Raw genomic sequence first — 21,522 nt, 5'->3', positions numbered from 1 at the left:
GCGCCAGGCGGCGCGGCGCAGTACCGGGCAGCGCGGCGGGGTACGGCACGGTGTCGTGCCGGCCAATGCGGCGCGGTGCAGGACAGTGCGAGGCGGCATAGTGCACTGCGGCACAGCGTGGCGTGGTGCCGAGCAGTGCGGCGGGTGCGACACAGTGCGAGGCGGTGCGGCGCAGCACGGTGGGGGCAGTGCGGCGTAGTGGGGTGGGCCTGTGAGGAGCATTGCGGGCGAAGGGTCGGGGAGCGGTGGTGGTGATGTCGGAGGCGCTGAATTCGCCTGCGCGGTCCCGCTCTGGTGGCACATGCAGTGGTGTGGCGAACGGTGGGCTCCGTGCGGGGCGGCGGTGGGCCGGGCCGGGACGGCGTCGTCGCGCGGGAGGTGGTGTCAGGGGGTGGGTTGTGTGGCGGTCGCACGTAGGTGTGCCCTGTTGCCCACTGGCGTCCTGCGAACGGGATCTGGGATCGGCGGGTGGCGGCCGGGCGCATCGCATGGTGCTTGGTCGTCTTGAGCGGCGAGGGCGCCATTGACCCGCTTCGACTTCGTCGTCCGAGTCCGGGTGATGTGGGGTTTGACCTGCGGAGATGAATGGTGGCGGGTGATCGTGCGATTGCGATTCGTGGTCAGGGCGACGGCGCTGGCCGACCGGTCGGGTCCCGTGGTGGGCGTGAGCTGCGGATTTGGTTGATGCGATCAGGTGGTCGCGGATTGCCGGACGGGCGTGCGATCACAGCGGAACGCCCACACCCGGCAGGACGAGCGGCTCGAGCCGCTCGTAAGACGATCAGGAGCGTGCTGGCAGGCCCGCACCCATCAAGGTGCGGGCCTGCCACAACGCTTTATTCGGCCGTGCTGGTTCTTGAAAACTCTGCCGTACGGGCCGCTCCCACGCCCGTGGCAGCTGGACGATCGCCTTCCGGCGGATCGGGTCAGCTGGCGACGAGTTCCTGCTCGTCAATGTCGACCGACCGCTCGTACTCCTCCTTCGCGGTCTCCAGCAGGTCGCGCCACGATCGCACGTCCGGCCGCCGGCGTAGCAGTGCACGGCGCTCACGCTCGGTCATGCCACCCCAGACACCGAATTCGATCCGGTTGTCGAGGGCGTCGGCGAGGCACTCCGTGCGCACCGGACAACCGCGGCAGATCATCTTGGCCCGGTTCTGCGCCGCTCCCTGCACGAACAGGGCGTCCGGATCCGCGTTACGGCAGGCGGCGCGGGCGGTCCAATCCGTGATCCACATCTTGGCCCCACTCCCCTAGGGTCTGTGTGTCGATTTGCGCTCCTTGGCCGGACGGGCGCGGACGTCAGGCCGCCAAACGAAAGCCGTGGGGAAGAACTTACGGAAGCGAGGGACGTTTCAACAGCCCCCGATGGGCCCATTCTCGATATAGCCCACCAGGGCCATATCACCGGAACGGACTAGTTACCTGTAGTTGACGCGCCAGACACGGCGCGGGTTGTCATCTTGAGGGCATAACGGACGAACGTCCCGGGCATCCCCAGGCCCGGATGGTACGGCTACGGGAGCCCTGTCCCGAATGCACTGGTCATCCCGCGTACCCTAGACCCCGTGCGCGTTGCGAATACGGATCGGATGAAGGCGGCGTCGACGCTGTTCAGGCTCCTCGGCGCCGGGATCGTCGCGGGCGTCCTGGTCGCGTTCATCGCGCTGCCCGCCGTCGGCAGCGCCGGGCTGACCGCGCGCGACGCCGCGAACAACTTCGAGGACATGGACAGCCATCTGAAGACGACACCACCGTCCGAGAAGACGGTGGTGTACGACTCCGGCGGCAAGCAGATTGCGACGTTCTTCGACAAGTACCGCGAGTCCGTCCGGCTCGACCAGGTCGCGCCGATCATGCGGCAATCGATCATCGACATCGAGGACTCGCGCTTCTACGAGCACGGCGCACTCGACCTGAAGGGCACCATTCGCGCACTGGCGTCCAACGTGGAGTCCGAGCAGACGCAGGGCGGCTCGACCCTCACCCAGCAGTACGTCAAGAACCTCCTAGTCGACGCGGCCAAATCGCCCGAGGAGTACCGCGAGGCCACCGCGCCCACCGTAGGACGCAAGCTCCGCGAACTCCGCTACGCGCTCGACATCGAGAAGCGCATGTCGAAGGACCAGATCCTTGAGGGCTACCTCAACATCTCGTACTTCGGCGCCGGCGCTTACGGCGTCCAGGCCGCGGCCAAGCGGTACTTCAGCGTGCCAGCGTCCGAACTGACCCTCGGCCAGGCCGCGCTGCTCTCCGGCATCACGCAGAACCCGACGGCCTACGACCCCATCCGCAACCCGACGGACGCGCGTAAGCGGCGCGACGTCGTCCTCTACCGGATGGCGCAGCTCGGGCACATCACCAAGGCCCAGGCGGACGAGGAAGCCAAGAAGCCCATCGAGTTGAACCGCACCGACCCGGTCGGCGGCTGCGAGTCCAGCACGGTGCCGTACTTCTGCGAGTACGTGAAGTACGACCTGCTGAACATCCTGTCGGACGGCAAGTACTGGCAGCTCGACCCGAAGGAGCAGCAGAACGTCGTCAACAAGCTCAACCGGGGCGGATACACGATCCGCACCACTCTCGACATGCGGAAGCAGCGCGCCGTTGACAGGGCGCTGCGTTCGACCGTCCCGCCGGGTGGCAACCGGGTCGCCGCGGAGGCGATGGTGGAGCCCGGCACCGGCAAGGTCAGGGCGATCGGGCTGAGCAAGCGTTTCGGGCCCGGCAAGGGCAAGACGACCATCAACCTCCCGGCCGACTCGGCGCACGGCGGCGGCAACGGCGTGTCCGCGGGCTCGACGTTCAAGATCTTCACGCTGGCCGCCGCGATCGACCAGGGCATCCCGGTCAGCACGACGATCAACTCGCCCGAGACGACGACCATCGGCGGCTTCCAGCCGTGCAAGTACACCGGGATGTACCAGGGCAAGAAGGTCAAGGACGCGATGATCGGCGGCGGCCCCTGGACGGTGTCCAACGCCGGCGATAGCGAATCGGGCAACTTCAACCTCAAGACCGGCACCTGGCACTCGGTCAACACCTTCTACGCGCATCTGGAGAAGCGCGTCGGCGTCTGCAACGCGGTCAAGATGGCCGAGAAGTTCGGCATGAAGCAGGGCAACGGGAACCCGCTGCTGCCGATCGCGTCCCAGGTCCTCGGCGTCAACGACGTCGACATGGTGCACCTCGCCGCCGCCTACGCCGGATTCGCCGCCCGCGGCAAGTACTGCGCGCCGGTCTCGGTGACGGAGGTCGTCGACCCCGAGGGCAAGCAGGTCAAACTGCCCAAGCAGGACTGCCACCAGGCCCTGGACGTGGACGTCGCCGACAAGGTCAACTCGATCCTGCAGGGCGTCCTCAGCAAGGGGACGGCGGCTGGACGCGGCATCGGCCGTCCGGCCGCGGGCAAGACCGGCACCTGTGAAAGCCACTCCTGCGCCGTGTTCGCCGGCTTCACCCCGAACCTCGCCGCCGCCACCGCCTACTGGGACTTCCGAGGCCCCTGGCAGTACAAGGTGTACGGCGTGTACGGCGCGGGCATCCCCGGCGGAATCTGGCAGCAGAGCATGCAGAGCGCGCTCGCCGGAGACCCCGCGCCCGGCTTCCGGACCCCGACCCGCGACTTCGGCGACACCACCCGCGTCCCACAGGTGAGGGGCGCGACGGTCGCCGCCGCCACCGCCGCGCTACGAGGCGCCGACCTACAGGCGCGCGTGGCGCCCGCGTCCATCCGCTCGAACCAGCCGAAGGGGACGGTCGTCTCCACTTCACCGTCCGCCGGCAGCCAGGTCCCGCCAGGAACGACTGTCATCCTCTACGTGAGCAACGGCAAGGGCCGCGGAGGCAACACCGGCCCAGACAACCCCTGGCCCCCCTGGGGCGGCGACTAACCCCTCACCCGCCCCCGGAACGGCTGGCTCGCGCCCCATTGCCCGACGACTGATGCCCGCCCACTGGCCCCTCCCTGGCCAGCTTTGCCCGCAGCTCCCGTCCCCTGGGCAGCTCGACTACGGCCCCACGCGGCGGCGGCTGACGGCTAGCTCGCAACCCTTCGCCGCCGGACGACTTGCCCCGGCTCCTGCGACCAGCGACTGACAACTCGCCCGCGCCCTCGCCCCTAGCTGGGGCGGCGCCTGACGGCTCGCTCGCGCCTCTCGCCCCTGGCTGGGGCGGCGGCTGACGGCTCGCCCGCGGCTCTCTTTCCCCTGGGACAGCCTCGCTTCGGCTGCCGATCTCGATCCACACCAAGGGCTCGGCCCGGCCGGACCCGGCAACGGCCTCGGCGGCGAACGCGGCACCATGCCGTGCGCACGCGGCACCATGCCGTGCGCACGCGGCGCCGTGCCGTGCGCACCATCCGTCCACGAGCGGGTTGTACGGGTCGGCCCGCGCTCGCGGCGGACCGCGATCCGTCCGGCGACCGACGCGCCGAGCCGGTCGTCTCCCGGCCAGGTACCGGCGCGCGGCCCGACCATGCTTCCTGCGGGCGCGACTGACGACTCACCCACGGCGCTTCGCCGCCGGACGGGTTCGCCCGCGCCCTTCGCTACTGGGCGAGTTGGCGCTTGACCTCGGCGGCGACGCGTCCGCCCTCGGCGCGTCCCGACACCTTGGGGTTCACGACCTTCATGACCTGTCCCATCGCGCGCGGGCCCGCCGCACCGGTCTCGGCGATCGCGTCCGCCACCAGCGCCGTCAGCTCCTCGTCGCCGAGCTGCGCCGGAAGGTAGTCCTCCAGCACCTCGCCCTCGTCCCGCTCCGCCTGGGCCTGCTCCTCGCGCCCGGCGTCACCGAACGCGGCCGCCGCCTCGCGCCGCTTCTTCGCCTCCCGGGTGAGCACGCGGACGACGTCCTCGTCGGACAGCGTCCGCGACTGCTTGCCGGCGACCTCCTCGTTCTTCACCGCGGTCAGCGCCATCCGCAAGGTGCGGGTGCGCACCTCGTCACGCGTCTTCATCGCGGCGGAAAGGTCGGTCTCCAGCTTCTCCTTCAAGGTCATGCACCACATCATGCCCGTACCGCACCGGAAGCCTCATCGGGATTACCGCGCGGTGCAATTCTCTGGAAGCATGGGAGGCGTGCGAAAGTTCTACGCCGTGCCCCTGGCACTCGTGGGCGCGGGCGCCGCGACCTTCGGGTACGCCTCGGTGATCGAGCGGAACTGGTTCCGCCTCCGCCGCATGGACGTGCCCGTGCTGCCGCCGGGCCGCCCGCCGGTGAAGATCCTGCACATCTCCGACGCGCACCTCACGCCCGGCCGGTCCCGCCTGATCCGCTGGGTCCGTTCGCTGGACGCCCTGGAGCCGGACCTCGTCGTCAACACCGGTGACTCCATCTCGCACCGCGACACGATCGGCCCTTTCCTGGACGCGCTAGGCCCCCTCCTCGACCGTCCAGGCGTCTTCGTCTACGGCTCCAACGACCTCTTCTCCCCGATCTTCAAGAACCCCCTTCGCTACATCTGGCGGACCAGCAAGTCCGACTACGACCGGCATCGCCGCGAGCCCGACCTCCCGTACCGCGAGTTGGGCTCGTCCCTCCAAGCCGCCGGCTGGCTCGACCTGAACAACCGCATCGGCCGCCTCAAGGTCGGCGAGCTCGACATCGAGTTCGGCGGCATCGACGACTCGCACATCAACCGCGACCACTACGACAAGATCGCCGGTCCGGTCGACCCGCAGGCGGACGTCCACCTCGGCGTGATGCACTCCCCCGAACCCCGCAACCTCGACCGCTTCACCGCCGACGGCTACGACCTCCTCCTCGCCGGCCACACGCACGGCGGCCAGGTCTGCGTCCCCTTCTACGGCGCCCTCGCCACCAACTGCGGCATCGACCGTCCCCGCGTCAAGGGCCTCCACCGGCACCGCGGCTCCTGGCTCCACGTCTCCGCCGGCCTGGGCACGTCCCCCAAGGCCCCCATGCGCTTCTGCTGCCCGCCCGAGGCCTCCCTCCTCACCCTCGTCCCTCGCTGATGGACCTGCGCGACCGCTGGAAGACCGACCGCCTCTCAGCCGCGCTCTACGACTTCGCCGTCCAGAACCGCCCCCTCTCCCGCCTGGGCGCCCGCGTCCTCTGGAACTACGACATCACACACCTCCGACAATCCATCGCCGCCGCACCCGCCGACGCCCTGACGCTCGACATCCCCTGCGGCGGCGGCCTCGCCGTCCGCGACAACCCCCGCCACGTAGCCGCCGACCTCTCCTGGACGATGCTCACCCGCGCCCGCCGCAAGACGAAGACCCTCCTCCAGGCAGACATCTACGCCCTTCCCTTCGCAGACTCCACCTTCGACCTCTGCCTCACCTACAACGGCCTCCACTGCCTCCCCGACCCGGCCGCCGCCCTGCACGAACTGAGCCGCGTCCTCCGCCCAGGCGGCACCCTCCGCGGCACAACCCTCGTCCGAGGCACGTCCCGCGACCGCCTCTACAAACTCATGAAGCGCCTGGGCGTCTTCGGCCCCTCCGGCACCACCGCAGACCTCCGCGACTGGCTCACCTCCGCCGGCCTGACCTCCATCGCCCTCACCCCGTCCGGTGCCGTGACCGGCTTCACCGCCCGTAAATAGGGACGCACCACCCCCCGCCATCCGCTAGGGTGTACTAGGCGCCGGGAGCCCGTACGACTCCCGGGCAGCCACCACCGGGGTGTAGCGCAGCTTGGCAGCGCGCTTCGTTCGGGACGAAGAGGTCGTGGGTTCAAATCCCGCCACCCCGACAGAAAACGCCAGGTCAGAGGCCGGATCTCCACACAGGAGACCGGCCTCAAGATCTTTCCTCCGCCATTCGTCCGCGAACTCCGCCGCCACCCACGGACACTGTCCGCCCCCGACCAGCACCGAGCGGACCACCACCAACCGCAGGTTCCGATCCGCAACCCATCCGCCCGTCGTCTGCACCCACTCACCAGACGCACCGCATCACCCAGCCGAACGGGCCTCCCGGAAGAATCGGGAGTTGCTCGGCAGGCTCCTGAACACCAAGTTGCAGTTAGGTCCGGGCTGCCCGAGGGCCTTGCAGATCCTAGGGGTTCCATCACTCTGTGTTGCTGATCGCCGGTTCGCCGCCGCTCACCTGTAATCGCACCGTTGCCACTAAGTGCACTCACCTCGCCCCAACAGTCGATGCAGTTTCAGTCGGTCGCCGCGTCGCTACATCCCGACTCTCCACGGCGCTCACTCGCAGGGCTTCGCACGTAAGAGACATTCGAGATCAAAGCGCACGGCGAATTGCCGATGCCCTGCGCGCGAAACTACACTCAGACGCTTACGCATGAGGCTGCAGTTTCCGCGCAGCACGCAGGATGGGGGAGCGACAGGTGAGCACGGAGAAGCGCAAGGCAGTGGTCCTCCTGAGTGGTGGCCTCGATTCGACGACGGTGTTTGCGGTCGCCCGCGCAGAGGGATACGAGACATACGCCCTCAGCTTCCGGTACGGACAGCGGCACACCGAGGAACTCGACGCGGCGAAGAAGGTGGCTCACGAACTGGGGGCTGCCGAGCACGTGATCGCTGACATCAACCTTGCCGTCTTTGGTGGCTCGGCGCTGACTGACGAATCCCTCGATGTCCCTCACCACGCCAATGCGGACGAGTTGGGCGAGGAGATCCCGATCACCTACGTGCCTGCGCGAAACACCGTCTTCCTGTCGTTCGCGCTCGCCTGGGCCGAGACCCTGGGCTCGTCGGATGTGTTCATCGGTGTCAACGCCATGGACTACAGCGGCTACCCCGACTGCCGACCGGAGTACATCGAGGCGTACGAACGCATGGCGAACCTCGCCACCAAGGCCGGCGTCGAAGGCACTCAGAAGCTCAAGATCCACACCCCGCTGATCGATCTGACCAAAGCTCAGACCATCGAGCGGGGTCTGTCCCTCGGCGTCGACTACGGCTGGACGCACAGCTGCTATGACCCCATCGACGGCCGCGCATGTGAGACGTGCGACTCGTGCCTGCTTCGCAGCCGAGGATTCGCCGAGCTCGGCCTTGTCGATCCCTCCTTCACGCCAGCGAAGGCTTGACGGCCCTATGTACCGGGTCAAAGAGATCTTCTACACGCTTCAGGGCGAAGGGAGCCACGCGGGGCGTCCTTCGGTGTTCTGCCGTTTTACCAGCTGCAACTTGTGGACCGGCCGCGAGAAGGACCGCCATAGGGCGATATGCCAGTTCTGTGACACTGACTTCGTCGGAACCGACGGCCCAGGCGGCGGCCGGTTCCAGACAGCCGCCGATCTCGCTGCGGCTGTCGCCAAGACCTGGCAGGGACGCGCACACCCGCGCAGTCGCCCCTACGTGGTCTGCACAGGCGGCGAACCGCTCCTGCAGCTGGACCGTGAGGCTGTGGACGCCCTCCACATCGAAGGATTCGAGGTCGCGATCGAGACCAACGGGACACGCCCAGCCCCGGAGGGTCTCGACTGGATCTGTGTCAGTCCCAAAGCCGGCACCGAGATCGTGCTGACCTCGGGAAATGATCTGAAGCTGGTCTATCCCCAGGTCGGTGCCGAGCCCGAACGCTTTGAAGATCTTGCTTTCGACCGGCTGCTCCTGCAGCCGATGGACGGTCCTGACCTCGTCGCCAACACACAGGCGGCGATTGACTACTGCCTCGCCAACCCGCAGTGGCAGTTGAGCGTCCAGACCCACAAGACCCTGGGAATCCGCTGATGGAGATCTTCCGCGAGTTCACGTTCGAGGCTGCCCACCGGCTGCCGAACGTGCCCGACGGCCACAAGTGCGCTCGACTACATGGCCACAGCTACCGCTTCGAGGTGCACGTAAGCGGCGAAGTCGACCCGGCCATGGGGTGGCTGATGGACTTCGCGGAGATCAAGGCCATCGTCAAGCCACTGGTCGCACAACTCGACCACTACTACCTTAACGAGGTGCCAGGGCTGGAAAACCCGACCAGTGAGGTGCTTGCTAAGTGGATTTGGGACAGGCTGGTCGACAAGTTGCCACTCTCGGCCGTCATGGTGCGTGAAACCTGCACTTCCGGCTGCGTCTACCGGGGGGAAGAGTGATTCTGCAGGACGTTCAGGCCACGCCGGACTCGCGTGGTGTCCCGCTTGACGAGGTCGGCGTGGAAGGGCTTCGTTATCCCGTCCTGGTCGCCGACGGTCAGGGCGCCAAGCGTGAAACCGTCGGCACCGCCGCCATGTCGGTCAGCCTCGGCCCAGAAGTCAAAGGAGCGCACCTTAGCCGCTTCATTGAGGTGCTGCACGAGGCTCGTGAGCAACTCAGCCTCAGCAGCATCGCCACCCTCGCCGAGGACCTGCGGCAACGTATGTCCAGTCCCACAGCGCGTGTCAGCCTCGACTTCTCCTACTTCCTTGAGCGCTCTGCCCCGGTGACCGGGGCGCGCGGCTTCGTTGACTATGCGTGCTCACTGGCCGCCGTCAGCGCCCCCGAGGAAAGCCGGGTCACGATGGCCGTCACGGTACCTGTGACCAGTGTCTGCCCATGCAGCAAGGCCATCAGTGATCGGGGCGCCCACAACCAGCGTGGCCACATTACGATCGTGGTTGAGCCGATCGACCCACAAGGCGGTCTCTGGTTTGACGACCTGATCGACATCGCGGAGAAGGCGGCGTCCTCGCCCGTCTACGCCGTCCTCAAGCGGCCGGACGAGCGCCACGTGACCATGGCGGCCTACGACCATCCTGTCTTCGTTGAGGACATGGTCCGCAACGTGGCCCAAGTCTTGAGGACGTTGGAGACCGTCGCCGCGTACCGGATTCGGGCACTCAGCGATGAGAGCATCCACAACCATGCCGCCTACGCAGCGGTGTCCTGGACCCGTCGAGCCAGCGAAGCATAGGCGATGGGCGACAACACGAGCACTCCAGGCGAACAGTCTGTCCACCTGGTCGTCACCTGCGCTAACCGCAAGCGAGGCTCGCTTTCCTCCACGCTTCGGGCACGCGAGCTCCCCCAGAACCAGGACACACAAGCGCGTTGCCACGACTGGATCCGCCGCATCGCCACCGGAGCAGCAGCCACCCGCGCAGCCGACCTGTACGCCGGCGAGTATTGGCAGGTAGTGAAACAACTTGGAGCAGTGGTTGGCCCCTCTGCTTCGATGTGGGTTTGCTCCGCCGGCTACGGGCTGATGCCGGAGGACGCGCCCATCGCTGCCTATGCGGCCACCTTCACCTTCGGACAGAAGGACTCTGTCGCCTCCACAACCGACGATGCCCGCATGTGGTGGGGAGCCTTGGCCGAGTGGACTGGCCCCGCCCCCGGTGCTCCTCGGACGTTCACCGACCTCGCCGCCAGCAACCCAGACGCTGTCGTCATTGCCGTCATGTCGGACGCCTATCTGAGGCCATGCGCTCACGATCTTCAGCGGGCGGCCGAGAAACTAGCCGATCCGGACAACTTCGTCATCATCGGGCCGGGCTACCGGTACCCAGGGCTGGAGAACTTCATCGTGCCTGTCACTGCAGCGGTCCAGCCTGCAGTAGGCGGGAGCCTGCTCTCCTTGCATGCACGGGCCGCCCGCCGCGTGCTGGAGATGGCCAGAAAGCAGCAAAAGCCGTTCACGCGGCCGACACTGGCCGCCCTCATGAAGGAACTAAGGGAGTCGGCTCCCCCAGTAATCTCCCGAGTTCCGGGTGCCAGGCTTAGCGACGATGAGGTGTTCGCCTTCATTCGCGCAGCCATAGTGGAGGAAGCGGGGCCCGTCTCTGCGACCAGGTTGCTGCGCCGGCTACGCAGTTCTGGGCGGTCTTGCGAGCAGGCCCGCTTCAAGGGGCTGTTCCAGAAGATCATGCAGGAAGACGCGCTCAAGGACTGGTCCTGATGTCCATGCCCAGAAGCGAGCCTTCCATCGAGGTGCGAGCGCTTCGGATCATCCAAGTCAAGGACTATCCGCTCTACATCTTCATGTTGAAGGCCGAGCAGGTCCTAGAGTTCGCCGACATCTCCCGCGTGAGCCGCGATGAGGCAGGCAAGCTGATCGGTTATCAGCGCCCCCAGGTGCGCAAGCACATCCAGGAGATCGTCGAGTATCTGGACAGCCCGCTGCCGATCTTCCCTAACCCGATCATCATGGCACTCTCGCCTGAAGTCCGTTTCAAATCCACCCGCGGCGGCAACCGGCTACCGGACGACGGCGCCTCCGACACTGGCCGGTTGTTCCTTCCTTTGCCCAGGGAGGAGAAGCCAAAGCCCGCCTGGATCGTCGATGGACAGCAACGCGCGTTGGCCCTAGCGCGCGCTAAACGCAGGGACTTGCCAGTGCCCGTTACGGCGTTTGTCGCTGACACGGTGAGTTTGCAACGCGATCAGTTTGTACGCATCAACAATACGCGTCCGCTCCCTCGCGGTCTGGTCACCGAGTTGCTGCCCGAAGTGGACAGCCCTCTACCAGCCCGGTTGGCGGTACGTAAGGCTCCATCAAGCCTGTGCGATGTGCTGAACACCGATAACAAATCTCCTTTGCACGGGATGATCAAACGGGCCTCCAGTGCCGGGAGCCGCCAGCCCGGCGCGGTAGTTACGGACACTGGTGTCGTCGACATGATCCAAGAAAGCCTCACCTCCCCTTCCGGCTGCCTGTTTCCGTATCGCGACATCGGTCGCGGCGAAACGGATTACGATGGAATAATCCAGGCTTTGATCATCTATTGGACGGCTGTCCGAGACACCTTCCCAGAAGCATGGGGCAAACCGCCAGAAAAAAGCCGTTTGATGCACGGTGCCGGAATCAAGGCAATGGGTCGCCTCATGGATCGCATCCTCGGTACTATTGACCCTCAACGCGATGATGCCTACGAGCAGATTCGCCGACACCTCGAACTTATCGCTCCACACTGTCATTGGACCACTGGGACCTGGGAGGGCCTTGGGCATCGCTGGAACGAGATTGAGAATGTGGGAAAGCATGTTCAAGAGCTTTCCAACTATCTGATCCGTCTGTATCAGAGCGCACGCAGGGAACTCCATTGAAGTTTTTCTTCCCAGATAGCCAAGACCAGGTCAGCCCGACCTTCGACTTCCGCAGCGAGGAATACTCTCCGTACCGTGTACGGCAGCGCGATGACAAGTACGCGCATGAGGTTCTAGCAGAGCGCCCTTACCACGGGATCCTGGTCAGTAAAGCTATTGTTGACGGCTCGGTGCGAGGATCCGGGAAGTACACGATGCCGCAGCGAGAGCGGCTTTACAGGTTGGGCGTACAGAAGTACTTCAGACTCCCGGAGGGCCTCACCACTCTAGGCGATTGTGGTGCCTTCAACTATATTGACGAAATCGAGCCTCCCTACAGCGTCCCCGACGTCGTTGATTTCTATGAACGCTGCGGATTTGATGAGGGCGTCAGCGTTGACCACGTGATCTTCCACTACGACCGAGATGCTACGGAATCCACCGTTGACCCAAAGTGGGCTGAACGCCGCAGGACCACGCTTAAGTACGCGCGTGATTTCCTCGATGAGGTAGAGAAGCGGAAGCATCCCATCGTCCCGGTGGGTGCTGCCCAGGGTTGGAGTCCCGCCAGCTACGCTGACAGCGTCCACCAACTAGAGGAGATGGGTTACCAGCGCATCGCGCTCGGAGGAATGGTGCCTTTGCGGACCGAGGACATCTTGGACTGTCTCTACGAGATAGACAAGGTGCGGGAGAACTCACAACTACATCTGTTGGGGATCACTCGGGTCGGCACCATCGAAAGGTTCGCCACTCTCGGGGTGACCAGCTTCGACAGCACATCGCCTTTTCGTCAGTCGTTCATGGACGACAAGAACAACTACCACACCGCCCATGGCGCTTACATGGCGATCCGGGTGCCTCAAGTGGACGGCAATCCGCCTCTGAAGCGAAAGGTGCTGGCTGGCGAAGTGTCGCAAGCCGAAGCGAAGCGCCTCGAGCGCGAGACACTTCGCCTGCTGCGAGCATACGACGAAGGTAGCAACAAAGCCCCCCTGGAGAAAGTACTAAATGTCCTCCGCGACTACGAGCAACTGGTGGAGGGGGACAAGTTGGATCCGAAAAGGAAGGGCGCAAAGAAGTCTCGCATCCCCAACTATGAGATGCTTCTCCAAGAGAAACCATGGAAGACATGCAACTGTGGACTGTGCAGCAATCTTGGCATTGAGATAGCCATATTTCGGGGCACAGAACGGAACAAGAGCCGCGGCTTCCACAACCTTGCTATCTTCGCTGCCAAGATCCAGCACATCGGCCGTGCGCCTAGTCAGGGGAACCAATGACCGACCAGCACACGCTTCGTCTTCCGGCGCTGGAGGTCCGGCAGGGTGATCGCCGCATCTATTGCTTCGCCGTTGACGGTAAGCGTCTGCATGAGTTCGCGGCTGTGTCCCGAATCCGACGTGATGACCAGGAGGAGTTGCACGGCTATCAGCGCCCGGAGGTAGCCAACCACATCAAAGCGATCAAGCGCTATCTTGAGTCACCCTCGGCAATGTTGCCGAACGCGATCGTGCTGGCGTTCGACAGCAGGGTGAAGTTCGAGGCCGGGACAACCCCTGAGACAGGGGAAGGCTACGCGGTGCCCGGAGAACTCGTCATTCCCGTTGACGAGGAGCTTCCTGAGGACCAGAAACCTGCTTGGCTGGTGGACGGTCAGCAGCGCAGCGCTGCCATCAGGGAAGCAGAGATCGACACGTTTCCCGTTGCGGCCGTAGGCTTCATCGCCGACAACGAGGCTGAGCAGCGAGCCCAGTTCATCCTGGTCAACAACACCAAGCCGCTGCCCAAGGGCCTGATCCACGAACTGCTCCCCAACACCAGAGGTCACCTGCCGCCGGCATACGCCCGCCGCCAGTTGCCGGCGGTGCTCATGACTCGGCTTAACGGGACCGCCGCCGGCCCGTTCTACAAGGCGATCGCTACCCCCACCTCACCTGACGGCTACATCAAGGACAACAGCGTCCTGAAAATGATCGAGAACAGCATGTACGAGGGGGCGCTCTATCAGTACCGCGATGAGCATGGCGGCGGAGACGTCGAACGTATGCTGCTCCACCTCAACACGTTCTGGGGCCTCGTCAAGGAGATCTTCCCGGACGCTTGGAGCAAGCCGCCTCGCATGTCGCGGCTAACTCACGGCGTCGGCATCCAGGCCATGGGTTACGTAATGGATAAGCTCACCGAAGACGAACCGGCCGAGGGACTAGACCGCCAACACATCCTTCAGAAGCTGAAGAACATCAAGGTCGTAGCGGCCTGGACCGAGGGAAGCTGGCACTTCGGCAGGGACGATGAGCGCAAATGGAACGGCCTGCAGAACACCCCTAACGACGTAAAGTGGCTGACCAAAGGCCTCCTCGTCGTGGTCGACCAGGACCCGCTGTTCTGAACCTTAACGAGCTGTTCAGCGTGCTGCGGTTTCGCGAAATGGCAGGGTGTAAAGATTTCGGCGGGATTGCTCGAGCGGTGAGAGCAGCAGCACAGCTTTCGCAGGATTCTCCCCCGACTTAAAACGCGGAGCATTACATAAACAATCCTCAAATGGCCTAGATTTCCGATTTGCCAACGAATTTATCAAGGCTGCACCGAACCTTAGCGCCGTCGCTGTGGAGAAAGGTTCTGCTGCCGGATTGCCAAGTCGTCCAGAGCACTGATAGCTGCGTGAGTTACGGATGCCGAACCTGCACCCCGGGGATACACGACTTCCTTGGCGTACTGTCCAATGCAGTGGGTCGCCGCATGTGCGGCGCACTGCGTGATCATTACACTGAAGTCTGAGTTGCGCGCTGCCTCTTTCAGGCGCCGAGACGCGACCTTTTCTGCCGAGAGCATTACCTCAACCTGGGGGAACCAATGGATTATACGCTTCTGAACGCGTTGAAGTACACCTTCATCCAAGCCATAAATGAGGATCTGCGCCGCTCCTACAACGGGTTTATCCTCGACGCTTTCCGATGAGGCCCATTCCGGCCATCCCAAGCTCAGGCCGAGTTCATCACTGAGGGAACGAGCAGTGGAGAGGTACGCCTCATCGAGGCGTCGCGCTTGGCCGAGGAGAGGGGCTAGCAGCATCTGGGCCGTCTGAGTGCGGATCTCTGGCGCAGGTGAAGCAAAGGCCGCCAGTCGGTCAACAAAGTCGAGGGCTTGTCCGGCAGTCTCCGGTGCCACCCACTGGCCAAATCCGATGCTCATTTGTTCCAGAAATTCCGTGTACTCTTGAGCGTTCGGAGCGGTACGGAGAAACAGTTCCAGAAGCAGGTCGAGGACAGCGAGGTTCGCTGGGTCGCAGCGCTGGTTCACAATGCTTCGCATTACCGTGGTCAGCGCTTGCGGGTAGAAGGCCTCTGAGCGGGTGATTTCTTGCAGAAACGGCCCGAGCGCATACTGCCACACGGCTTCGTACTCGGGATCGCTGAGGTCAGCGAAAACGCCTGCTATTTCTGCGTCAGGCACCGCCTCCACCTGGATTGAGATGTCACTTCGGCGGACGTCCATTCTGCGACAAAGTTCGAAGGCAGTCCTGTCGCCCTGGGCGACAGCCTTGACTATTTCTGCCCATGTGTTGAGCGGCGCCTTGCCCGGCGTCTCTTCGGGCTCGGGCTCCGTAGTGGCTACCGACTCGAGCTCGGCCAACTCCGCTGTCACGGTGTCTGCATGCACCGACTGGGGGCGATACGAGGCCAGCGCCTCAGGGAGGATGTCACCGCGGCCCTCGGCGTCAAGCAATGCGACGCTGCGGGAGAGTTCCGCCCCATCACCTCGTCCGTGCATGCCAACGAGCAGCACCGTGACGGCCTGCTCGCTGAGGGCCAGTAGGTCTCCGTCTGCCAGCAACGAGAACTGGCTGTCGGGCGCCTCTAGCGCGTCTACGGCGCGAGCCAGGTCCCCTTCAGCAAGCGCAGGTTCAACGTACGCCGTGTAGAGAGCCGACAGCACCATATCCTTCACTGGAACCGGCGGGTCCTGTAGCAGCACTTCGCGCAGCCCGCGCAGTGCCAGGACCTCGTTTGCTCTTCCCTGCGCGGTAAGAAGTCTGATCTCAAGATGTTTGACATTGGTCGGCGAGAGGCCGCCCTGGCGGTCGATCTGCTGAAGAAGAGTCTTGGCAGTCTGTGGTGCACCGCTGAGGAGCGCTGCCTCGAAATCCGCCAGAAGACGCCCCAAGGGCTTGGGGAGGGACCACGACCGCGCGGGACTCCGCTCCACCATCTTCACCATGCGTTCCAGCGCAGTCCTCAGGCGCTTCCTCTCAACAGTGTCGGTGGTCGCCTGGACGACGAAGGTGCTTCCTGTCCCATAGCGCTCAAGGATCGCAGTCTCATGCGGCCTGTCGAGCGCGGCAGGTGTGTCGTAGCCGTACTTCGCAAAGGAGGGGCCAACAAACGCAACTAGAAGGTCACGTACAGAACTCGAGTGTTCGCGCTGGCGGGGAATCACATAGTAGGCCATGCGCTGAGTCTTCTCATTCAGCCAAGGCAGTACCATCGGCGACTTACGGTAATTGATGGCGGCATCCCGAAGCAGCGTGATGCCGCTCGGGTACTTACCAGCGTCGTTGTGATCCGTGTGAAGAAAGTGGTCCACGAACTCCTGTGTACCGTCCGCCCGTTCCGCTACTTCTTCCTCAGACGCCACGTGCCGTCCATTCATGCCGATAGTCCACTATTGCCTGCGCCGCAGTTGTCTCGTCCAACGAATAGGTGATCTTTTCTTTGTTTCGGGCAAGGCCGTTGCGCGTGAAGTTCATGGAGCCCTCGAACATCCACCCCGGGCCTACCAGACTTTTTTCGTGAACCACCTGATCCAGAAACACGCCCAAGTTGGTACTCCCGTCCCGGCCCAAGGTGAGGCGTTCGAGGAAGGGTGCGTTCGCAGGAGTGTCCTGTGTCACCACGCGAACGGCGGTGCCACTGTTCGCCAGCATTAGCAGCAACTCGGACAGTCGGCACTGCAGTGGAGGATCTTCGCCCAGAAGGTAGTCGAAGGCGCCGTCAGCGTTGTCGAGCAGGTCCACATCACTGACCCATGCAGACACCAGCCAGACTTCACCGCCGGGCACCGACAGTTGAGCCAGCAGTGCCGTCCGAATTAGTGAGTCCGCACGCAGGGCGCTGCGCGCATTGGTGCGGAGTGTACGAGCCGGGACAGTCACTGCTCGGCCTCCCTGATAATGGCCTTCACGACGACATCACGACTGTCCCTGTACACCTGGGTCACCTCGCCGAACAATGTGAGATTTCCGCGGTCCACACGCATGGCGGGGATGTTCAGCAGCACACGGCGCAGCAGATCAGGCTGGTCCAGGGGAACGACCACTTCAGCTGCAGGATGCGACGACAGTGCCCGGGCATACCTGGTTTGCCATTCCGACGATGTGGCATCCAGGCGCGGCCATGCCGGCGTGTGCACGGCGGCTGCCAGAAGCCGATCCAAGATCTGCGGGCTATCTATCGCACGGTATGGCTGGTAGGAGTCCAGATGGTAGTTCCGTGCCTGGTCCCCCCGAGGCCACAGGATGCTGAAGGCCTGGTCCGGGCTGATCTTGCGAGGCAATTGGATCTTGGACGCGCCCACGGCGTAAGCAATGACCCGGGAGTCGACCTCGATCCCGGTTGTTTCTTCCAGCTGATCCCAAGCCTGCACCAGGGCGAGGGCCGTCGCATCGGTCAGGCTGTCGGAGCCGCGGCGAAGCAAGCGCATCGCGAGGGAGGCGACATCACCGCGCCGCGGCGCACCATCCAGTTCGTTCCAGGCGGAACGTATGCGCTGCAGTGCAGCCTGGCTGTCCTGAGCCGACGTAGCAGCCCGCATGCCACTCATCGCCTGGGCCAACTCGCCGTTCGGTGCCGCCTCCACCACATGACGGAGCAGATTCGTGAGCCGTATGTCGGTCTGCTCGAAGCTGTTGGGACGCAGAGCCGCGCTCACCAAGCTCCAGAAGCGGGCAGGATCGCGCCCGTAGGTCTCCGCCAACTTCTCGACCACGCCGAGCCCGCCCTCGGACGTCTCGCTGATCCATATGTGATCTGGCGTCGAGCCGGAACCCGGTACTACGTCGAGCATCAGGTCCTGGTCGCGTGCGTCGGGACAGGCTCGGGTCACCGCCTCTAGGATCGCGGCGGCCAAGGTGTCCCGGTAGGCCCGACGGGCGAGGCCAGCCGTGCGGTCCTGGAGGTTCTCGCCGAACAGCAGTGAGCCAGCGTCGTCCAGTGCGGCTACGACATCGGGGTTTGTGCTGAGTTCCTGCAGATTGCTGATGACGCGGTCGGTAGGACTGCCGGCGTCCGTAGGCGAGGCAGAGGGATCCTGCCTGTACAGCAGCGGGATGACCTCCGTGATGCTAGCCCGCCATGCGCCCTGCGACAGCCGCGCGTGAATCGTCTCAGGCTTGGTGCCCTCCAATCCCCTGAGCGCGAATGCGGAGAGGTAAACCAAGGACAACCATCCGCGCTGGAATGAGTTAGTTGCCTCAGCGATCCGCTGGTCCTCCAAAACGGTGTTCATAAAGGCTTTCGAACGCCATGGGGGAGAGTTCAGATGCTCCACCACGCTCGGCGCAGAGGTATCCAGGGCCTTGACCTGAAGCCGGACAGCGTCGACGGATGACGTGAAGCCCATGGCTGCCCTCGCGCCTTCGAAGGCGTAACCGACTTGCACTTTGTGCCGCTTACCCGGCTTGCCCCTTATCACTTCAGCTACAGCGCCATAGGTCATCCGGCGCACCTCGATGGGGTTGCCTGAAGCGTGAGCGGCGAACCCGACGGACAGCACCCGATCACGCCACTCGGGCACCTTGGGTACGTCCGCTGCAACCGGAGGACCCGCAGGGTTGTCCACGAATTGGGTTGCCCACAAGGGGATGCCTTGCGAGGAAGTCGCGATCTCCGGGCCTGGCTGAGCGAGGTTGATGCGTCGCGGGCGAGTGACCTCGACCGTCCTCACGTCCGCGCGGCCGGTGTCCCAACGGCCCTGCCGCTCCGCCGCGTCGAGAATCTTCCCCAAATCGATCACTGCATCATCGACCCCGATGGGAACCTCCAGCCATGTCCGGTGGCGATCATCGCGATACCCGAAGCGGCGGCTGACACGGCCAGGCACAGCTTCACGCAGTGCGCGACCGACGGGAAGCTTCTCCTCGTCATCGGACGTAGCGAAGGGAAGGACAAAGCTCACCTCCGGAAGATTCAGCGGAGCAAAGAGCGAGGTCGTGACGAACTCAGGCAGAAAAGCCCGTCGGTCGTCCGTGCCGGGATCCTGATGGATTGGCGATGCGCCGACGCTCAGACGTCGCAAGAGGGTCGGAGCGACTGCCAACAGCAAAGACCGGGGTTGCTCCCACAGCAGGGCCTGCACTTCGTCGGGGCTCAGGCGCAGCGCCCCTCGTAGATGTTCGGCAAGAGAACGCAGGAGGGTGTCGTCACCGTCAAGCAACTTCTCCAGATCCTCGATGATCGCGCGCCGGGCGGTGGGCAGTTGCTCACCGCCATAGTCGGGGCAGGTGTTTCCTGTCGCCAGTGCTCGGGCGCTGACCCAAAGGCGCCGGTAACGCAGACGGCTGCCGAGCCAATCAATGAAGGCTTGGGCGCCCTGGATCTTGATGATGTGGCGGTTGTGCACAGGCAGCGTGCGGGGAGTTACCTCGGGAGCGAAGAGGCTTACGTAGCCCTGGTAGGCCAGCCGGTCTCGCCCGAAGTCGGACAGTGCAACGATCGTGAGCGGGCGGGTGCCCCTCTCACGTCCGGCCCGGCCCCGGCGCTGCAGGAAGGAAGCTGGATCACGAGGCGCCTTGTGCTGGACTACCAGCCCGACGTCGGGGTCGTTGAAACCGACTTCGAGAGAGGCCGTCGCGACGACGAGGTCGGCGTCTGCGTCGACGCCTGCATCCTGGGAGGAGGTCCGGCCGATCGTCAAGGGGTGCTGGCTCAGGTCGGGACTGAGGTTGTGCCCGATCAACTCCGGGAGGTTCCAGGACTGGCCCGCGAGGTAACGCTCCTCTTCCGCCGGTAGGTCCATGGAACGCAGTGCCGCCAGCACCGCGGCACCCCGCTTTCTACGGTTCTTTCCGTACTGCCCACCCTCCGCGTCTCGCAGGTCGTCATACAGGCGGTTGGTGACGTCCAGGTCGTCGGTGAAGAGGAATCCCTTGGTGCCGTGCAGCGTCGTTCCCGCCGGCCGGTTCCTATCGAGCAGGCGTCCGTGGAGCATCGCCGTCTGGATTGTGGTGGACAAAAGGCTCGTGCCCGACAAAGGATCACCGCGCAACGCGAGGTGATACTCGCGTCCCTCCGATTCCACGTCCCTGCTGTGCGGCTCGATGAGGGTGACGCTTTCCGCGGGAAGTCCGACGAGTTCCGCCATGAAGCGGTCGGCCTGACGCAGGGTGGCGCTGAGCCCGACGAAGGCGACGGGGTCACGGCGTGCGTGACGCCAGCGGCGCAGAAGCAGGGCTGTTTGGGCACCTGTGGAATCGGAGTACGTGTGCACCTCGTCGAGCAGGACGACGCGGGGCCCGTAGCCCGTCCAGCCGAGAGTCCTGCTCAACTTCGACCCAGTGCTGTTGCGGTTGAGCATCTCCGTTGTAGTGAAAAGCAACTTGGGCGGATGCGTATTGATCGACTCTCGAGTGAGAGCCATGACATCCTCAGGTATCTTCACCTGACACACAGTGCACAGCAGCGTCTCAACGTTGCGAGCCCTGTCGCTCTCCAACCAGAGCATGGCACCGCCATCCCCAGTCGGACAGGTCAGATAGGGGCAGACACGGGCCCCTTCCTGTACAGCCCACTCATAGAGTCCGTGCGTTACATCATCGCCTCGGTGCGGTGTCCGCCCGTAGAGCACGCCGATCCGGAGACTGGGCAGGCCTCGCCGCCGTAGTTCAAGGGCGTTCTTGATCGCTTCACGCAACTGGTCGCGCAGCAGTTCGATGCGCGGATACAGCGCGAGAGTATGCACCCCCGAGCCCTTGTGGTTGGCCATCGCGGCGAAAGCCGGAAGGTAAAACGCGAGGGTCTTGCCGCTACCCGTGCCGGCACCGACCACGACGCCACGCGAATCCCGGTTAGCCAAGGAACTGGTGACTGCCTTGGTGGCGTCGACCTGGAAGCGTGAGAGTGCGTATGAACCGATCAGCACCCCGGCCACCGTGGAATGTTTCTCAGTCCATCCCGGTGTCGCTTCTATCTCGGCAATCGCCTGTGCAGCTGAGATGCTACGCGTCGGATAGCGGCGCTCGGACACATGCAGGCGGTAGTCGGCGACCAGAGGTCTGCCTTTCTCCCACCAGTCGGCCTGCAGTGCCATCCCAGGCCAAGGGGCGAAGATCTGCCGCAGGGAGGCAGTCAGACGAACCCCCTCGGCGAACCTCGTCCGGTATCGTCCGGCTCCACCGAAGGGAACGTAGAAGAGAAGTTGCTGGTTGAGCAGCACCGCCTTCAACTGGTCGGCGTCAGAGAACAAAGAGGCCGCGTCCTCATCATCGAGGACCGGCCACAGAGCGTCAGCAACTTCTTCTTCGGAGAGTGCACCGTCGGTGACGCCCCACTCAAGAAGGGGCAACTCCCGCTCCTCCAGGGCAG

At 64.4% G+C, this 21,522-nt stretch carries 16 protein-coding genes and 1 tRNA gene; 12 read left to right on the top strand and 5 right to left on the bottom strand.

The window, feature by feature from the left end; genetic code table 11:
* Nucleotides 1-926 precede the first annotated feature (926 nt).
* Nucleotides 927-1,238, bottom strand: coding sequence for a WhiB family transcriptional regulator (locus tag ACH35V_RS17220; protein ID WP_131969361.1), 312 nt, complete (start codon nt 1,236-1,238; stop codon nt 927-929).
* A 330-nt stretch (nt 1,239-1,568) separates the two neighbouring features.
* On the opposite strand from ACH35V_RS17220, the gene ACH35V_RS17215 reads away from it, so the two are divergent.
* Nucleotides 1,569-3,893 (top strand): penicillin-binding protein, encoded by a 2,325-nt coding sequence (locus ACH35V_RS17215; RefSeq protein WP_395973383.1) that lies wholly within the window; start codon nt 1,569-1,571, stop codon nt 3,891-3,893.
* Nucleotides 3,894-4,549: 656 nt separating this feature from the next.
* On the opposite strand, the gene ACH35V_RS17210 is transcribed toward ACH35V_RS17215, so the two are convergent.
* Nucleotides 4,550-5,002, bottom strand: coding sequence for a GatB/YqeY domain-containing protein (locus ACH35V_RS17210; protein ID WP_395973381.1), 453 nt, complete (start codon nt 5,000-5,002; stop codon nt 4,550-4,552).
* Between the two features lie 70 nt (nt 5,003-5,072).
* Here ACH35V_RS17210 and ACH35V_RS17205 point away from each other — a divergent pair, with 70 nt between their 5' ends.
* The 11 genes from ACH35V_RS17205 (at nt 5,073) to dbpB (ACH35V_RS17155) (ending at nt 14,333) form a co-directional block, all read left to right on the top strand.
* A complete protein-coding gene (locus ACH35V_RS17205; RefSeq protein ID WP_395973380.1) occupies nt 5,073-5,978 on the top strand; it encodes a metallophosphoesterase in 906 nt (301 codons plus the stop codon).
* Complete coding sequence (locus ACH35V_RS17200) at nt 5,978-6,577, top strand: class I SAM-dependent methyltransferase (protein WP_395973379.1); 600 nt, start codon at nt 5,978-5,980, stop codon at nt 6,575-6,577. The genes ACH35V_RS17205 and ACH35V_RS17200 overlap by 1 nt, the downstream gene beginning before the upstream one ends.
* 75 nt (nt 6,578-6,652) lie before the next feature.
* Nucleotides 6,653-6,726: transfer RNA gene (locus ACH35V_RS17195), tRNA-Pro, on the top strand.
* Between the two features lie 600 nt (nt 6,727-7,326).
* Entirely contained in the window at nt 7,327-8,031 is a 705-nt protein-coding gene (gene queC, locus ACH35V_RS17190) for a 7-cyano-7-deazaguanine synthase QueC (RefSeq protein WP_395973377.1), read from the top strand.
* A gap of 7 nt (nt 8,032-8,038) precedes the next feature.
* Nucleotides 8,039-8,677: a 7-carboxy-7-deazaguanine synthase gene (queE, locus tag ACH35V_RS17185; RefSeq protein WP_395973375.1), complete on the top strand. Its 639-nt coding sequence runs from the start codon at nt 8,039-8,041 to the stop codon at nt 8,675-8,677.
* Entirely contained in the window at nt 8,677-9,033 is a 357-nt protein-coding gene (gene queD, locus ACH35V_RS17180; RefSeq protein WP_395973374.1) for a 6-carboxytetrahydropterin synthase QueD, read from the top strand. The genes queE and queD overlap by 1 nt, the downstream gene beginning before the upstream one ends.
* Nucleotides 9,030-9,830: a GTP cyclohydrolase FolE2 gene (folE2, locus tag ACH35V_RS17175; protein WP_395973372.1), complete on the top strand. Its 801-nt coding sequence runs from the start codon at nt 9,030-9,032 to the stop codon at nt 9,828-9,830. Before queD ends, folE2 begins: the two co-directional genes overlap by 4 nt.
* A 3-nt stretch (nt 9,831-9,833) precedes the next feature.
* Nucleotides 9,834-10,814 (top strand): hypothetical protein, encoded by a 981-nt coding sequence (locus tag ACH35V_RS17170; RefSeq protein ID WP_395973370.1) that lies wholly within the window; start codon nt 9,834-9,836, stop codon nt 10,812-10,814.
* Nucleotides 10,814-11,962: a DGQHR domain-containing protein DpdB gene (gene dbpB / locus ACH35V_RS17165; protein WP_395973369.1), complete on the top strand. Its 1,149-nt coding sequence runs from the start codon at nt 10,814-10,816 to the stop codon at nt 11,960-11,962. The genes ACH35V_RS17170 and dbpB (ACH35V_RS17165) overlap by 1 nt, the downstream gene beginning before the upstream one ends.
* Entirely contained in the window at nt 11,959-13,224 is a 1,266-nt protein-coding gene (gene dpdA, locus ACH35V_RS17160) for a tRNA-guanine transglycosylase DpdA (RefSeq protein ID WP_395973368.1), read from the top strand. The genes dbpB (ACH35V_RS17165) and dpdA overlap by 4 nt, the downstream gene beginning before the upstream one ends.
* Nucleotides 13,221-14,333, top strand: a complete 1,113-nt coding sequence (gene dbpB / locus ACH35V_RS17155; protein WP_395973367.1) for a DGQHR domain-containing protein DpdB — start codon at nt 13,221-13,223, stop codon at nt 14,331-14,333. The genes dpdA and dbpB (ACH35V_RS17155) overlap by 4 nt, the downstream gene beginning before the upstream one ends.
* A 203-nt stretch (nt 14,334-14,536) precedes the next feature.
* Here dbpB (ACH35V_RS17155) and dpdD read toward each other — a convergent pair whose 3' ends face one another.
* Genes dpdD through dpdJ form a run of 3 tightly spaced genes read right to left on the bottom strand, consistent with a single transcriptional unit; the run spans nt 14,537 to nt 21,502 of the window.
* A complete protein-coding gene (dpdD, locus tag ACH35V_RS17150) occupies nt 14,537-16,579 on the bottom strand; it encodes a protein DpdD (RefSeq protein ID WP_395973366.1) in 2,043 nt (680 codons plus the stop codon).
* Nucleotides 16,569-17,096 carry a phospholipase D-like domain-containing protein DpdK gene (gene dpdK, locus ACH35V_RS17145; RefSeq protein ID WP_395973364.1) on the bottom strand — a complete coding sequence of 176 codons (528 nt, stop codon included), beginning with the start codon at nt 17,094-17,096 and terminating at the stop codon, nt 16,569-16,571. The genes dpdD and dpdK overlap by 11 nt, the downstream gene beginning before the upstream one ends.
* Nucleotides 17,093-21,502, bottom strand: coding sequence for a protein DpdJ (gene dpdJ, locus ACH35V_RS17140; protein ID WP_395973362.1), 4,410 nt, complete (start codon nt 21,500-21,502; stop codon nt 17,093-17,095). The genes dpdK and dpdJ overlap by 4 nt, the downstream gene beginning before the upstream one ends.
* Between the last annotated feature and the right edge of the window lie 20 nt (nt 21,503-21,522).

The organism is Actinomadura sp. 1N219 (assembly GCF_044326405.1).
Taxonomy (GTDB): Bacteria; Actinomycetota; Actinomycetes; order Streptosporangiales; family Streptosporangiaceae; genus Spirillospora.
Note: the sequence above shows the minus strand (reverse complement) of the source record. Positions and strands in the feature narration are given on the sequence as shown.